The 15,085-nt window shown below is 62.1% G+C and carries 12 protein-coding genes and 2 tRNA genes; 6 read left to right on the plus strand and 8 right to left on the minus strand.

The window, feature by feature from the left end:
* Positions 1-32: 32 nt before the first annotated feature.
* Together V4529_06960 and trpS are read right to left on the minus strand one after the other, a co-directional pair.
* Complete coding sequence (locus tag V4529_06960) at positions 33-1,127, minus strand: hypothetical protein (GenBank protein MES2358070.1); 1,095 nt, start codon at positions 1,125-1,127, stop codon at positions 33-35.
* A gap of 56 nt (positions 1,128-1,183) precedes the next feature.
* Complete coding sequence (gene trpS / locus V4529_06965; protein ID MES2358071.1) at positions 1,184-2,251, minus strand: tryptophan--tRNA ligase; 1,068 nt, start codon at positions 2,249-2,251, stop codon at positions 1,184-1,186.
* 160 nt (positions 2,252-2,411) lie between these two features.
* Between trpS and V4529_06970 the strand changes: the two genes are divergently transcribed.
* Together V4529_06970 and V4529_06975 are read left to right on the plus strand one after the other, a co-directional pair.
* Entirely contained in the window at positions 2,412-4,571 is a 2,160-nt protein-coding gene (locus V4529_06970; protein MES2358072.1) for a S9 family peptidase, read from the plus strand.
* On the plus strand, positions 4,568-5,734 hold the full coding sequence (locus tag V4529_06975; GenBank protein MES2358073.1) for a glycoside hydrolase family 27 protein: 1,167 nt from the start codon (positions 4,568-4,570) through the stop codon (positions 5,732-5,734). The genes V4529_06970 and V4529_06975 overlap by 4 nt, the downstream gene beginning before the upstream one ends.
* 174 nt (positions 5,735-5,908) lie before the next feature.
* Here the strand turns inward: V4529_06975 and V4529_06980 are convergent, their stop codons facing one another.
* Both V4529_06980 and V4529_06985 read right to left on the minus strand, forming a co-directional pair.
* Positions 5,909-6,634 carry a hypothetical protein gene (locus tag V4529_06980; protein ID MES2358074.1) on the minus strand — a complete coding sequence of 242 codons (726 nt, stop codon included), beginning with the start codon at positions 6,632-6,634 and terminating at the stop codon, positions 5,909-5,911.
* Between the two features lie 159 nt (positions 6,635-6,793).
* A tRNA-Gln gene (locus tag V4529_06985) sits at positions 6,794-6,866 on the minus strand.
* A gap of 205 nt (positions 6,867-7,071) precedes the next feature.
* On the opposite strand from V4529_06985, the gene V4529_06990 reads away from it, so the two are divergent.
* Together V4529_06990 and V4529_06995 are read left to right on the plus strand one after the other, a co-directional pair.
* Positions 7,072-8,790 carry a M28 family peptidase gene (locus V4529_06990; protein ID MES2358075.1) on the plus strand — a complete coding sequence of 573 codons (1,719 nt, stop codon included), beginning with the start codon at positions 7,072-7,074 and terminating at the stop codon, positions 8,788-8,790.
* A gap of 216 nt (positions 8,791-9,006) precedes the next feature.
* Entirely contained in the window at positions 9,007-11,337 is a 2,331-nt protein-coding gene (locus V4529_06995; GenBank protein ID MES2358076.1) for a TonB-dependent receptor plug domain-containing protein, read from the plus strand.
* Between the two features lie 123 nt (positions 11,338-11,460).
* Here the strand turns inward: V4529_06995 and V4529_07000 are convergent, their stop codons facing one another.
* Positions 11,461-11,697 (minus strand): CsbD family protein, encoded by a 237-nt coding sequence (locus tag V4529_07000; protein MES2358077.1) that lies wholly within the window; start codon positions 11,695-11,697, stop codon positions 11,461-11,463.
* 158 nt (positions 11,698-11,855) lie between these two features.
* Between V4529_07000 and V4529_07005 the strand changes: the two genes are divergently transcribed.
* Positions 11,856-13,166, plus strand: a complete 1,311-nt coding sequence (locus V4529_07005) for a hypothetical protein (GenBank protein ID MES2358078.1) — start codon at positions 11,856-11,858, stop codon at positions 13,164-13,166.
* On the opposite strand, the gene rnz is transcribed toward V4529_07005, so the two are convergent.
* A complete protein-coding gene (gene rnz / locus V4529_07010; GenBank protein ID MES2358079.1) occupies positions 13,163-14,098 on the minus strand; it encodes a ribonuclease Z in 936 nt (311 codons plus the stop codon). The genes V4529_07005 and rnz overlap by 4 nt on opposite strands.
* Positions 14,099-14,209: 111 nt before the next feature.
* On the opposite strand from rnz, the gene V4529_07015 reads away from it, so the two are divergent.
* Positions 14,210-14,282 (plus strand) — tRNA-Ala (locus tag V4529_07015).
* A 231-nt stretch (positions 14,283-14,513) separates the two neighbouring features.
* Here V4529_07015 and V4529_07020 read toward each other — a convergent pair.
* Together V4529_07020 and V4529_07025 are read right to left on the minus strand one after the other, a co-directional pair.
* Positions 14,514-14,807, minus strand: a complete 294-nt coding sequence (locus V4529_07020; protein ID MES2358080.1) for a hypothetical protein — start codon at positions 14,805-14,807, stop codon at positions 14,514-14,516.
* Positions 14,804-15,082, minus strand: coding sequence for a hypothetical protein (locus tag V4529_07025; protein MES2358081.1), 279 nt, complete (start codon positions 15,080-15,082; stop codon positions 14,804-14,806). Before V4529_07025 ends, V4529_07020 begins: the two co-directional genes overlap by 4 nt.
* Positions 15,083-15,085: the final 3 nt, after the last annotated feature.

The following is a 15,085-nucleotide window of genomic DNA, read 5'->3' on the forward strand; positions in this document are numbered from 1 at the left end:
CCGCGACTTCGGGTGTAGCTGACAACTTCGCGTCAGCGCGTGTGTCGAAACCCCTGGCACAACACCGCCGACGCACCTTCGGCCTGACAGTGACTGCTGGGTGCGGATGTCTCACGCCTTCCGTACGAGCCAGAGTACAATGACGCTCCGCTCGCGTACACGTGCTGGTCCGCGGTCCCCCATCTGGCACGCGTTCCGCGCACGTCGATGTGCGCAAATGGCCCACTGGGTCCCATCTCTCGATACAGCCCGAGGCCGCCTGCGAGCTCGGGGTGAGCAAGCTCCACGCGATCGACCGCTGCTTCGATCACGCGTACGTCGCCCGCATCCACACGGCCGTCATGATTGAGGTCGTCCATACGGCCGTCCCCGTCGGAATCGATTATCATGTCGACAGCATCGCCATACTGATGCCGGCTCTCGCGTGCGCGGCCGCTCGCATCGCCGAGCGCAAAATTGTATGACGGTGTGCGGAATCCGGACAGCACTCGCACGTGCTCGGTGGAAACGCCGTGCATCTCTAGATCTGCGAGCACCAGCTCCACCTTGTCGAGCAACGCCTCACGCAGCACGATGTACTTCGGAAAGGGCGCAGCATCGTGCGTCACGAAATCGCCGAGTGTGAAGTGATCCGAGACCGGGGTGCTGGCATTCTCCGCCGTTACTTCGACGAAGCCGGCGGGATTCTCATACGCATCCGATTGCACCGCGTGTATTTCCGCGGGCCAGAAACCCACACGATAGTCGTCGATGAACTCACCGCGCTTCGCCGCGAAAGGGATGACGCCGATGAACGCAAACGGATGTCCGCCAACCCCCTTCGGGATCGCGTACACTCCGCTCGGTGCACTCCCCGCTGCAAGGAGATGAATGCGGAGGCGCCCACTCGCGCCGGTGCTGGTGTCGCCGCGCTCCGCGAGCGGCACAACGGACAACCCGTCTGGCACGGCCGGCGTCTCGGCTCGCGAGTCGTCGCGTGGAAGTCGCGCCGCAACTGCAGTGCTCTTACTCTTCGCCGCGGTGGCCTTCGGGCCGGATCCACGCGCGAATGCGGGGATCGCAACGGCACCAAGCAACAGGCACAACGCAGCGGCCCCCATCGCGTGAAGGCGGGGAATGGGCGACATGCCCCGAGTATCGGCAGCTGACCGCTATCCGCTACCCCCGGATTTGCCCTAGCCGCTCACACGCTGAGGGCAAACGCCTGCCGAACGGCGCGGAGCACCCCCCGCGTGACCTCATCGGCGCGCTCCGTGCCATCGCGCACAACGTCGCGCAGGAAGGAACGGTCGCCCGCGAGCGCCGCTCGCCGAGCGCGTATCGGCGCGACCACCTGCTCCAGCAGGTCCACGAGACGTCGCTTGAGCGCTGCGTCGCCCAGTCCGCCGTGGCGATAGCGGACCTTCAGCTCCGCGACCGCCGCCGCGTCCGGGTCGAAGGCGTCGAGGTACGCAAAGACGACGTTGCCCTCGACGCAGCCCGGATCGCTCGCCCGGAGGTGCCCCGGGTCCGTGTACATCGCCCGCACGAGCTGGCGAATCTCGTCCGCCGTGGCGCTGATCGGGACCGCGTTGCCGAGCGACTTGCTCGCCTTGCGGCCATCTACGCCCGGCAATCGTGGCGTCGCAGAGAGGAGTGCGCGGCACTCCGGAACAATTGGCGCTTCGGCCAGCCGATTCACCCGGCGCACGATCTCGTTCGTCTGTTCGATCATCGGTAGCTGATCGTCGCCCACGGGAACGAGCGTGGCCCGGAACCCGGTGATGTCCGCAGCCTGGCTCACCGGATAGCACAGAAAACCGGCCGGAATGTCGCGAGCGAAACCGCGCAGCTCGATTTCGGCCTTCACGGTCGGGTTCCGCTCCAGGCGCGCGACCGTGACCAGGTTGAGGTACAACACCGTGAGCTCGGCCAGCGCCGGCAGCCGCGACTGCACGGCGATGGTAGTGAGCGCCGGGTCGATGCCCACGGCGAGATAGTCGAGCGCGACTTCCTCCACCTGCGTGGCGACGTACGCCGGTCCGCCGCCTGCCGGCTTGTTGCTCGCGTCCGTCAGGGCCTGAAGATCGGCGATGAGCAACGTCTGGACACAGCGGCCCTGGAGTGCGATGCGCGTGGAGAGCGACCCGGCGTAGTGGCCCAGGTGGAGCGGGCCGGTTGGACGGTCCCCAGTAAGGACCACGTCCCCGGGGACGGGTGCGTCTGTGGGTTGGGCCGGCGCGGCGGCGCCAGCTTGGGCAGGGGAGAACATGGACAACTGAACAGCATAACGCCGCGCCGGCGAGCCGGAAAGGCTGACGACGTCGCTCGGCACGCACGCCGCCAATTACTCGGGGTCTAGCGTCCGTGCGATTTCGGACGTATAGCTCCGGAGCAGAGTTCGCCCGCTTTCCGCCCCCAACGAGACGACCATGCATCGTTCCGCCCCACTCGCGACTGCCTTCCTCCTCGCCGCCCTCGCCGGATCCTCCGCTGCCCAGCAGGCCCCGAGTAGTAAACGGGCGTTTACACCGACAGACTACTATAAGATCACCAACCTCGCGGCGCCGGAAATCTCGCCGGACGGCAAGCTGGTCGCGTTCACCGTGACCACGGTCAAGGAGAAGGACAACAAGCGTCATTCCGAAGTCTGGGTGGTGCCAACCACGAGCGGCGCGCCAACGCGCTATACGTCGTCCGGCTTCGAGAGCAGCAACCCGCACTTCTCGCCCGATGGCAAGTATCTCTTTTTCACCTCTCGCCGCCCCGAAGGAAAGGGTGCACGCTGGGCTCTTCGAATGGATGTCCCCGGCGGCGAGGCATTCCAGATGGATGACTACCCCAACTCGACCTCCGTCTCGGCAGATCATCGCATCGGCGTCTGGGCCGACACGGTCGACGCACCGGCGCGCGACACGAGCAAGCACGCAGCGGGTCCGTACGCAGCGATGGGCAAGTTGTCCCGTCCGCCATTCGATGCGATCACAAAGCCAATCGACGCAAAACGCTTCGATGGAATGCAGTTCACCGACATGCGATTCAAGAGCAACGATGCTGGCTTCGTCGCCAGTCGCAGCGAGCCGCGTCGTTATTCCGCGTCGCAGATCTGGATCCAGTCCTACGACGGCACACCGAAGAAGATGTTGACGAACACGGCGTACTCGCATCGCGACGTCGTCATATCGCCGGATGGCAGATCGATCGCGTTCATCGCTGATGCTGAGCTGCGTCCCGACTCGGTTGTCGAAGCGGAGCGCGATTCGCTCGCGAAGCTGCCGTACGACTCCGTGCGTGACGAGCGCACGCGTGACGACGTCGACGTGTTCGTCATCCCCAGTGACGGCAGCGGTGCACCGCGTCGCGTAACGCGCTTCGCCGGAACCAAGCGGTCGCTCCAGTGGTCGCCCGATTCCAGGTCGATATCGTTTACGAGTGCACCGTCGCGCGTGAAGTCACAGCGCATCTATGTTGCGGGCATCACCGATGGCAACCCGCAGAACGTGCTGGGCGACTTCAAGTACGAGCCACAGCAGTACCAGTGGACTCCCAAGGGCGAGATAGTGATGAGTGCGTCAGTCGGCGGGCGGGCGGCGCTCTTCACCGTGAATCCGAAGGCCAAAGCGGTGAAGGAGATACTCGGTGGACGTCGTGCACTGCGCGGCTGGGATATCAACGTGCAGCACGGCCAGATTGCGTTCATCGCAACCGACATGACGCATCCCACCGAGCTGTTCATCGCGGACGCCACCGGCGCGCACGAGCGGAAGCTCACCGGCTTCAATGACCGGATGAACTCCGAGATCGCATTCGCCGACGGCGAGCGATTTACCTACAATTCCGTCGGCGGACTCGAGATCGAAGGTTGGCTGATGAAGCCGTACGGATACCAGGCCGGAAAGAAGTATCCACTCGTTCTCTACATCCACGGTGGTCCGCACTCGCAGTACGACGAAGGATGGTTCGACGAATTTCAGAATCTCGCCGGCGCCGGAATGATGGTGTTGTTCACCAACCCGCGCGGATCGTCCGGCTACGGCGCGGACTTCACGTATTCCACGCGCGGCCGCTGGGGCGCGGAAGATTACACCGATCTGATGAAGGCAGTCGACATTGCAGCCGCGCGACCCGACGTCGACTCCACGCGGATGGGCGTCACCGGCGGCTCCTACGGCGGATACATGACTGCATGGATCGAAACGAAAACCGATCGCTTCAAGGCCGCGCAGACGGATCGCATGATCAGCGACTGGACCTACTGGTACGGAGCGAGCGACGCCCAGGGTCTCACCGAATTCGAATTCTACGGAAAGCCGTGGGATAATTTCGCGATGTACGATTCACTCTCGCCCATCCGCCACGTGACCAGGGTCCGAACACCGACGCTGCTGGTGCAGAGCGAGAACGACTTCCGCGCACCGATGGGCGACGCCGAGTTGTGGTATCTTGCTCTCAAGAAGCAGGGAGTTCCGGCTGAGTTCGTGCGATATCCACGGTCGACGCACGAGCTGTCGCGTTCAGGCGAGCCCTGGCTCCTGGTAGACAGACTCGGCCGCATCCGCCAGTGGTTCTCGCACTGGCTCAGGTCCACATGAAAATACGCATCGGTATTGCCGCACTGTCGCTCGCACTGGTCGGTGCGAGCGCCCCCCAGTCTCGCAGTGTGTATGTCGACAATGGACTCGCGCTGACGCCACCGATGGGATGGAACAGCTGGAACCATTTCGGTTGCAACGTGAGCGAGTCGTTGATCCGGGAGACCGCTGATTCGATGGCAGCGAACGGGATGCGTGATGCCGGATACAAGTACGTTGTGATCGACGACTGCTGGCAGGTGGCACGCGCCGCGGACGGAACCATCATTGCGGACTCCACGCGCTTCCCGCATGGCATCGCCGCGCTCGCCGACTACGTCCACAGCAAGGGACTCAAATTCGGCATCTACACGGACGCAGGAACAAAAACCTGTCAGGGACGACCGGGCACTTACGGACATGAAGTGCAGGATGCACGCACGTATGCCGCGTGGCACGTCGATTACGTCAAGGAAGACTGGTGCAACGCAACCGGACTCGATGCACCGACACAGTATGCAAAGTTCCGTGACGCACTGGCGCATTCCGGCCGCAAGATCGTTTTCAGCATCTGCGAGTGGGGACACAACCAGCCGTGGGACTGGGCACCGAAAACCGGCAATCTCTGGCGCACGACCGAGGACATCGAGGACAAGTGGCCGTCGATGCTCACGAATCTCGACATCTCTGCGCAGCACTCCAAGATCGCCGGCCCCGGTGCGTGGAACGACCCCGACATGCTCGAAGTCGGCAACGGCGGAATGACCGACGGCGAGTATCGCGCGCACTTCAGCATGTGGGCAATCATGGCTGCACCGTTGCTGGCTGGGAACGACGTACGCACGATGTCAGCCGCGACAAAGTTAATTCTTCTCAACCCCGAAGTCATCGCCGTCGACCAGGACTCCCTCGGCGCACAGGGCGTGATAGTGTGGGAGCCGACGCCCGAGCTTCAGGTGTGGTCCAAACGTCTGCACGACGGCTCGATCGCCGTTGCGCTGCTCAACCGCTCGACGGCCCCCGCGAAGATCTCCGCAAACTTCTGGCGAGCAGGACTTCACGTTGGATCAGCAAGCGTGCGCGATCTGTGGGCCCACTCGGATCTCGGCACATTCAAGAACGAATACGCAACAACCGTCGCCGCCCACGCCGTCGTCATGATACGCGTAAAACCCGTCGGATAGGACCCAAACCACCCTATCCCCAATGACACCGGCCACCACAACGACGCTCGGCGGCTGACACGTTCCGCCGCAACGATGTTCCGCGAATGTGGGGCACGGACGTGTCCGTGCCTGTCATTCCAGATGCAATCGAGCCCCGTTTATCCCCGACTGCATCGTATGTCCTGAGACTCGCTACGACATCAGGCGAAAATCGTCCTCGACACGCCTGATGATGCTCGTCGGCGAGTTGGAGTTTGGAAACAGCAGCGCATCGCTCACCGAAGTCAGCGCGATGCGCATCACGCGAAAGCGGTCGGCAGCGAGCGAGTAGAACTCGCTTATCCCGGCTTCCTGCGCGAGCCTGTGATTCGCGGCGAGCTCGTAGCCTCGCCTGCCCATCGATTCATAATATTCGAGATCGGGCCCGCCCTTCCGCCAGCGTCGCTCCTCGATGTGATCGGGGAACACACCACTGAGCCAGAGCGCGTAATTGCCAAGATGTTCGCGCGCCAGAAAGCTCCGCTTGGGATCCGAACTGTCAGCTGCGGCGAGGATTGCGCCGAGCGTGTCGTAGGTATCGTCATCGAATCGGCTGATGCGTTGTGCGCGATCCCGTACGCCGAACTCCATGAAGAGCGATGCGAGGAAGTCCGCCAGAACGCGGTCGCGCTCGCCGATGCGAGTGAGCGCATGGCGCATCACCACATACGTCAGAAGCGCATAGGATGCGATGACACCGCGATCCGTCCTCAGTAAGCCAATGAGCAAGCGCGGGTCGTCGAGCAGGACATCGACACCATCGTGCGCGAGCCGCCGCTCGCCTTCCTCCAGATCGGCGATGCGACCCGAAGCAATTACGTGAAGCGCGAGCTGAGCATCATCCCTCGTGAGTGAAGCGCGAACATTGGGTTTGACCATTGCGCGTACCCTCCGGCTGAAGCCTGTGGGTAGGAGTATCGGCAGGTGATTTTCTCCCAAAGCCGTCCGAGCACCGAGCCCCAAGTTCAGGGTCGGATAGGCATCATCGCACCACCAGAAACGAAAAAATCCCCGCCTGGTCAGGCGAGGACCCTTCAATTGCCCCTCCTGGGGTCGAACCAGGACTCTTCCGCTCCAGAGGCGGACGTGTTGCCAGTTACACCAAGGGGCATCGGCCGGATTCCTTCCCCGGCAGATCCACCAAAGCTAAACCCACGCCACACCCCCATCAACCCCAATCAGCCCGCCCCCTCGGGCACAAACAACCCTCGCGCCCCGTCGCGCGTATCTATATACTGTGCAACCGGAAACGACCGACTGGGCATGGGTCCATCCCGCGCCTGCGTTTCCCGGCCGATTACCCATCGCTACCAGCCATGAAACGCTTCTCCATTATCGCGGCTTCCATGCTCGCGCCTGCGCTCCTTGGAGCCCAACAGGCAGCAACGGAAGCACCGCCGACCATCGTCCCGTACCCGCCGACGACGCTCCCGCTCAAGCACGCTGCGCAGCCGACGACCTCGGCGATCACAGCGCAGGACCTGATGACGCGGCTCTACATCTTCGCCGACGACTCCATGCAGGGCCGCGAAGCCGGAACGATCGGCAACTTCAAGGGCACCGATTACATCGCCGCAGAGGCGAAGAAGATGGGCCTCATTCCCGCCGGCGATAACGGCGGCTACTTCCAGACGATTCCGCTCAAGGTTCGCTCGATCGACAATGGCTCGACCTTCACCGTCGGCGACGCCAACCTCGCTTACGGAAGCGACTGGGTTGCGACAGGCTCCAAGTCGGTCGACGGCAGCAACGTACAGATCATCTACGGCGGCATCCTCGGCGACACAACGCAGATGATCAAGGCCGGCGAGGGCGCCGGAAAGATCGTCGTCTTCACCATGCCTCCAGGCACATCGCCACGCGCGATGCGCAGCGCTGCTCGGGCAGTCGAAGGCGCCGTCGCGGTCGGCATCGTCGGGCTCGACCAGTTCATGCCGTTCTTCACTCGTCCGCAGACCTTTGTCGATGATCCGAGCAACGAGCCGGCCGAGACGCCGCCGCCCACCCTGCTCATCTCGCACGCTGCTGCCGGCAAACTGATCCAGGGCAGCCCCGCTCCCGGCGCAACTCTGGGAGGCGCTCCGGCCAAGCTCGACCTCAAGCTTTCCGTCGAGCCGGTACCCTATCCCGCGCGTAACGTCGTCGGAATCATCCGCGGCAGCGATCCCAAGCTCGCGGGAGAGTACGTCGCGATGGGTGCGCATAACGACCACATCGGCTTCAACAACCGCCCGGTGGATCACGATTCGCTGCGCTTCTTCAACCACATCGTCCGTCCGGGTGGCGCCGAGGATGGCGCGAACCAGGCGACTCCGGAGCAGCAGGCTGAGGTGAACAAGGTGCTCGCCGCATATCGCGCGGGACATCCGAACTCGGCTCGCCCCGATTCGATCTCAAACGGCGCCGACGACGACGGCTCAGGCTCCGTGAGCGTTCTCGAGATCGCTCAGAAGATGGTGTCGGCCAGACCCAAGCGCTCCATCATCTTCGTCTGGCACGTCGGCGAGGAGAAGGGTCTGCTCGGCTCGACGTACTTCACCGATCACCCGACCGTCCCTCGCGACTCCATTGTCGCACAGCTCAACATGGACATGGTCGGCCGCGGCGACGCGTACGACATCACTGGCAAGTCGAAGGACGGCGCCATCCTGCGCGGCAGCCCGAACTACCTGCAGCTCGTCGGCTCTCATCGCCTGTCGACCGAGCTCGGTAACATGGCCGAGTCGGTAAACAAGGATGGCAAGCACGGCCTGGTGTTCGACTACTCGATGGATGCCAACGGTCACCCGGACAACATCTACTGCCGCAGCGATCACTACGAGTACGCACGGTACAACATTCCGATCATCTTCTTCACGACCGGCCTGCACTCCGATTACCACCAGGTGACGGATGAGCCGCAGTACATCGACTACAACCACATGGCGCGCATCGATAACTTCATCGAAGACCTTGCCATGCACGTCGCGAACATGGACCACCGTCCAGTCGTCGACGGCCCGCACATGGACCCGCACGGAAGCTGCAAGCAGTAGCCTCCCTGCAGGCTTTCTGATAAAAGAAGGCGCGAACGGAACTCTCGTTCGCGCCTTCTTTTATTGAGATGGTGCGCTTCGCCCTGCAGCCTGCCGCAACGTGGCCGCACATGTGAGCGTACCAGTATAGTTGTCGTTTTGTCATCTTCCTGTAAGGTTGAGGGGGCCAGCAGCCACCTGATTCCTTCCCGCACTCCACCGTTTGGAAACATTTTGATGAACAGGTTGTTCTCCATCCTTCTGCTACTGGTCATGCCTGCGATGGTTCACGCACAGGCATCCGTGCACGGAACAGTTGTCGATCAACAGACCGGGACGCCCATCGTCGGTGCGTCGGTCGTGATCACAGGTACGACTGTCGGCGCCATCACCAACGACGCTGGCGGCTTCAACATCATCACCGACCGCAGCGTCACGAGTCTTACGGTGACGAGCGCAGGCTATGCGGCTGCGGAAATCCCCGTGACCGATGCGACTGCGCCGCTACGCATCAGACTCACGCCATCACAGACCAAGCTTCCCGGTGTACAGATCGTCGCCAACAAGCCGACGCCATCCACCGCGATCCTCACGCAGCAGGATCTCGATCGCGCGAGCGGGCTCAGCCTCGAGAACTCGATCAATACCGTTCCCGGCGTCTTCATGCAGTCGCGCACACCCTGGGGCGGTGCCCGCATCACGATCCGCGGATACTATCCAAGCACCAGCGGCAACAGTCCCAACTCCAACGGCCTGGGATACAACGTCTTTCTGAACAACATCCCGGTCACGGACGCGACGGGCGCGACCATCCTCGACGACATCGACTATTCGACTCTTGGCAACGTCGAAGTCATCAAGGGGCCAGCATCGAGCCAGTATGGCAGCCAGATTGGCGGTACGGTGCGGTTCACCACCGAACGGCCAGCACCGAACGCCACCAGTCTCGCCCAGCAGGTTACGAGCGGCAGCTATGGACTGCTGCGCACCAACACGATGTTCGAGACGGCCAACAACACGTCAGACCTTGTTCTGAATTACGGCCACCAGACATATGACTCGTTCCGTCCGCACAGCGGATCGCTCAAGGACTACCTGAGCGCGACCGGCGACTACACCGTCAGCGACAACCAGACGCTCTCAGCGTACTTCGCCTACAACCGCTCCTACGAGGAGCTGGCCGGCGAGATCGACAGCGCCGACTTCTACGCGCGCCGGCCGGTGAGCAACGCGGCCTACCTCGCCAATGACTCGCACATCCAGATCACGAGCTTCATCACCGGTCTGACCGACAACTATCGGTTGACGGACGACATCACCAACCAGACGACCGTCTTCGGCACGGGTCGCAGTTACGGCCAGCCGTTCGCACACGGCTTCACGGACGCCAATCAGTTCACCTTCGGCGCACGCTCGGCGTTCGGCTATTCAGGTCAGTGGGGCGGAGTGGATGTGACCGGCACGCTTGGTGGAATGCTCGAGCGCACCAACATCTCGACCAATGGCCTGTTCATCGTGCCGGTGCCGAATGGCCCACAGCGGCCGACGCTCCAGGAGAACTACGCGACCATCGCATCGCTGTTCACCGAGTGGAATTTCGCGTTGCCGAGTCAGGTGACACTCACGGTTGGCGCGGCACTGAGCAAGAACGAGTTCGGCATCCGCAACATGCTCAGGAATAACGTGATATACGACACGACGACCACGGCGGTGCGCTCGTTCGACGCTGTGATCACGCCGCGCGTCGCGCTCACGAAGGGTTTCGGGAGCAACGCGTCGGTATACGCGAGCGTCAGTTCCGGTTACACACCGCCGCTGTTGAGCAATACCATCGACAACACCGGTGCCGCGGATCTCTCTCTCAAGCCCGAGCGCGCCGTGCAGTATGAAGTCGGAGCGCAGGGCAGCCTGTTCGCGAATCGTCTCAACGGCCAGGTCTCGCTGTTCGACATCGAGAACACTGACAAGCTGGTATCGCAGACGGCGAATTCGATTACGTATACCACCAACGCCGGCAAGCAGCGCGATCGCGGTGCGGAAGCGTCACTCAGCTACCTCGTGATCGACAATCCGACGCAGATCGTGTCGCTGGTTCGTCCGTGGGCGTCGTACACGTACACTGATTCCAAATTCATCGACTTCAAGAGCGACAACAACAACACGGCGACTACGGTCGATTTCTCGGACAAGGCAGTACCTCGCGTTCCGCGCAACATGTTCAGCGGCGGACTCGACCTGACCAGCAACACTGGCGTCTACCTCAACAGCACGTATCAGTACGTCGACAAGGTCCCTGTCACGTTCGACAACTCGACCTACGTCAAGTCATATGATCTGCTTGGCGCAAAGATCGGCTATAAAACGAAGGTGGACAGGCACTGGTCGCTCGATGCGTCCCTGGGCGGCGACAACCTGCTCGGCAGCACGTACTACAGCTTCCTGTTCGTCGGCCCGAACTACGCCGGTCTGGCGCAGGCGCCAGACGGCGGCCACGGTGACGGATACATCATCCCCGGACCGTACAAGGCGACGGTCTACGGAAACCTGACGCTGCGCTACACGTTCTGACGAGAAGCGCGGATGTGTGATCCGCGCCGCTCCGTCATTCTCGCTTGACTGAGATGAACAGCGCGGGGCCGGCTTTACGCCGGCCCCGCGCTGTTTCAGTTTATTCGCTGTGATCCAAGAAGATCAGTCCCGACGATTCCTGTCTGAATCCGTCGAATCCCGATGCGTATCCGGGTCCAGCGCACGCTCAGCCTTGCCGAAGTTCTTCTGAATCTTGCCCTTCAGCTGCTCGCCACGACCCTCGGCGTGCATGCTCGAATCGTCGAGCGCGTCGCCGACGTCGCCCTTGATCTTGCCGGCTGTTTCCTTGATCGCTCCCTTTGCCTCGTTTGCGGCACCCTTCTTGTTCATGTCTGCCATGTGCTCAACCTCCGTGTTTGCACGATGATACTGCTAGACGAGGCAAGCGGCATGCCGAGTAGCGCTCAAACCCTCTGTACTCATCAGACACACATGTTGGGGTTGCGCTCTCCGGAGAATATCTTTGTATGCTTCTGCACTGACCCTCATAACACACCTTGATCAAGCGTTCCAGAATAGCGCAGACCCTCAAAGCCATCGCGCGCGTGGCGACCTTCGTCACGATCGCGACGACGATCGCGGCATGCGCCGACGTCCCAGCTGCGTTCGGGCCGACGCCCGTCCAGGCGAAGGCAAATGCCGATGGACTGTTCGGAGCGTTCGTCAAGCGTTTCACGAACGTCGAGCGTACACCGCGCTACGCTCGCGCGAGGGAAATGCTGGTGCACTATGCGCTCACACCGTCCCAGGTGTATGACGACACGTCCCTCTGGACGTCGTCCGGGCCCGACGGATATCGCACGCTGTTCGGCAACGCCACGTTCCGGGATGGTCGCTACATCTTCAGCAATACCGTCACGGATGACCCGGTACAGGAGCTTGGCGAAGGGCGCCACATCATGCGCCTTCACAAGCTCAACAACGACGATTACGACTGGTTCACCGGCGTCGATTTCGTCGCGGGAACCATCACTGCGAACGACTTCGGGAACGTCATTACCCGGTGGCTGGCGGCGAGCGAAGGGCACAGCGGAGCAGAACTGCGCGCCGCATATCGCACGCAGTTCCCCCGAACCACTGACGCGCTGGGCAGACTTTATTCGCTCGACACGCTGACTTCAACGCGCGATGCAGATGGCGCCAACAGTCTTTATGCAGTAGTACACATCACGCCCGAGGGAATTCGCAAGCTTTATCCGGCGTATGCGGCCTACATGGCAAAGTATGCAGACAAGGTGAAGCTTCACTTCACGCTGCAGGACGCGCGCGGATCGAAGTGGCTCGACGTGACGTCGCGTGATGGTTACATCACACTCCATCTGCGGTCGCGTGACGGACATTTCGCTCCACTCGACGGCCCCATCCGCCCCATGCCCGACACGCTCGCGATGCGGGTGGATCTGACCGCGAAGATCAAGCTCTTCACGATCGGCGTGGAGCACATGAGCGGGGAGTGGGTCAACATCCACACCGAGCACGACCGCGGCTGGGCTCTCCGCTTCACAAAGGAGCCAGGCTGGGTGCTTCCGCCGATCGTCGGGCTTCTCATCAAGTCCCCGCTGCGCCGTCCGTTCGAGGGAAACGGCACGCAATTCCGCTTCACCATCCACGACCAGCCCGGCGGACCCACGCTCATGAGCCGCCGCGGCTCCACCACCGTCCGCGAGAGTGCAATCCTTCGCTTCATGGGCAAGCTGGGCGGTACTGCGATGGGCGATTTCGTGGACACGGCGGAACCCGAGGAGAATCGCTTCAATGTCGTCTTGTACAGCGCACTGAAAGCCGACGTGGATTCAGCGCTTCGCTAGATCGCAACTTCCTCGTCGTCGAACGGGATCACTACCTCCATCCCGTCCCGCGCGACGACAGCTGATGGAAACACCGACCTCGCTTCCGCGGCCAGCTGCTGCACGTCACGGGAGTATCGCGATGATATGTGCGTGAGCACCAATCGCTTCACCGCAGCCTTTTCCGCCACCGTTGCAGCCTCGCGAGCGGTACTGTGACCGGTCTCGATCGCGAGCGCCGCTTCCTCGTCGGCGAACGTCGCCTCGTGAATCAGGAGATCGGCGCCAGTGGCGATCTCGATCGTCGTGTCCGAGGGACGCGCGTCGCCCGTGAAGACGACTTTTCGACCGGCACGCGTCGGTCCCACGAGCTCCGATGGATGCACGACCGTCCCGTCTGCCAGCGTTATCTCGTGCCCCTTATGGATCTGACCCCAGAGCGGGCCCTCTGGAATTCCCATTGACCGCGCAACATCGGGGTTGAATCGGCCCAGCCGTGGGCTCTCGACGATCGCCAGGCCCAGCGCCAGCGCACCACCGTGCTCGACGCCGAACGGCAGTATGGAGTAGCCGTCACGCTGGAGCGACTCACCGGGGGTCATCTCGGTATAGCTGATGGGAAAGTGCTGTTTGTCGCTTCCGAGCGTCACCGCCTGGCGCAGCAGCCGCTCTGATTTCGGCGGCCCGAAGAGCCTCATTGGTTCGACCCGCCCTTGCAGCGCCATGGTGCGTATGAGTCCCGTCACCCCGAGAATGTGGTCAGCGTGCATGTGGGTGAAAAAGACGTCACCCACGTTGAATGAGACGCCGTAGCGCATCATTTGACGCTGGGTCCCTTCACCGCAGTCGAAAAGAAACGTCTCGCCCCCCCGGCGGATCGCCAGCGAGGTGACGTTGCGCTCGACGGTGGGCCGAGAAGCAGATGTTCCTAAAAACCGAACGCTCAGATCCATGGCCCAATATATCGAAGTTGACTTTTGGGTCGTTCCGGCCTATAATTGGTGGAGTACCACCCGTGTGCGACGGGTAGCTACGCCTTTGTCGCAACCAGAATTCACGGTCGCGGGGCTGTAGCTCAGTTGGTAGAGCGCTGCAATCGCACTGCAGAGGTCAGGGGTTCGATTCCCCTCAGCTCCACTTTAATGTTACGACAGGCTTCGCCCTGCGTCTTGTAAATAGATATTGTATTGCCCGCCGCCGATCGGTAGGACGTAGAGTTCCAATGACGGCGTGCGTGGCAGCCTAACCCCGGGATAACTCCTGGGGTTTTTTACTTCGGGCAGGCACAGGGGTCTGCCCTTACGAATGGGAGCAGACCTTGTACGGGCAGAGGCGCCCGTGCCTGCCCTCAGTGCCGCGCGCTTGCCTCTATGCCGGCGCGAAGGCCGGCGCCCCAAAGCCTACAGGCATCGACCGCTTGAACAGATCGGCGATCGCCGAATCGGTCAGCGCAGCCTGGATCTTCGAGACCGGGACCCGCTCGGTAACCACCGAGGCGTCCACCCCGCGCCAGTCGAATCGGGCGTACCGGTCCTTGCGCGATGTGCTGGGGTCCGGATGATGGAAAATGATGTTCGCGCTGCTATGGCCCGGAAGCTGGACCTCTACACCCCAAAGCGTGCCGTCCGCGGTCTGAAAGGGCTTCATATTCTTGATGCTCACGGTCCCTCCTCGAAAAGTTGCTGCACGTCCAGCTCGACGCCAAGATAATTGATCTCGGCGACGTAGCTCTCGATGTCCACGGCCAGCGCGCGCACCTCGGCTTCGAGTTCCGCCGCCGCCTCACCGGGATCTGCCGCCGTGCTGTTCACCGATGCGAGCTCGAACTCGCGCACCTTGTCCCGCCAGATCGATAAATCGCGGCGAAGGTCAGCCACGATCTCTCGAATCATGGGAAACGACGGATGTCGCGCATCGAGCAGTGGCCCCCAATCCATTTG

It is taken from the genome of Gemmatimonadota bacterium (assembly GCA_040388625.1).
Lineage (GTDB): Bacteria > Gemmatimonadota > Gemmatimonadetes > Gemmatimonadales > Gemmatimonadaceae > Fen-1247.

Bases quoted from the DNA above. Each gene is read 5' to 3' on its own strand.
- V4529_06960 (MES2358070.1), bottom strand. From the start codon at position 1,127: ATGTCGCCCATTCCCCGCCTTCACGCGATGGGGGCCGCTGCGTTGTGC.
- trpS (MES2358071.1), bottom strand. From the start codon at position 2,251: ATGTTCTCCCCTGCCCAAGCTGGCGCCGCCGCGCCGGCCCAACCCACA.
- V4529_06970 (MES2358072.1), top strand. From the start codon at position 2,412: ATGCATCGTTCCGCCCCACTCGCGACTGCCTTCCTCCTCGCCGCCCTC.
- V4529_06975 (MES2358073.1), top strand. From the start codon at position 4,568: ATGAAAATACGCATCGGTATTGCCGCACTGTCGCTCGCACTGGTCGGT.
- V4529_06980 (MES2358074.1), bottom strand. From the start codon at position 6,634: ATGGTCAAACCCAATGTTCGCGCTTCACTCACGAGGGATGATGCTCAG.
- V4529_06990 (MES2358075.1), top strand. From the start codon at position 7,072: ATGAAACGCTTCTCCATTATCGCGGCTTCCATGCTCGCGCCTGCGCTC.
- V4529_06995 (MES2358076.1), top strand. From the start codon at position 9,007: ATGAACAGGTTGTTCTCCATCCTTCTGCTACTGGTCATGCCTGCGATG.
- V4529_07000 (MES2358077.1), bottom strand. From the start codon at position 11,697: ATGGCAGACATGAACAAGAAGGGTGCCGCAAACGAGGCAAAGGGAGCG.
- rnz (MES2358079.1), bottom strand. From the start codon at position 14,098: ATGGATCTGAGCGTTCGGTTTTTAGGAACATCTGCTTCTCGGCCCACC.
- V4529_07025 (MES2358081.1), bottom strand. From the start codon at position 15,082: ATGGATTGGGGGCCACTGCTCGATGCGCGACATCCGTCGTTTCCCATG.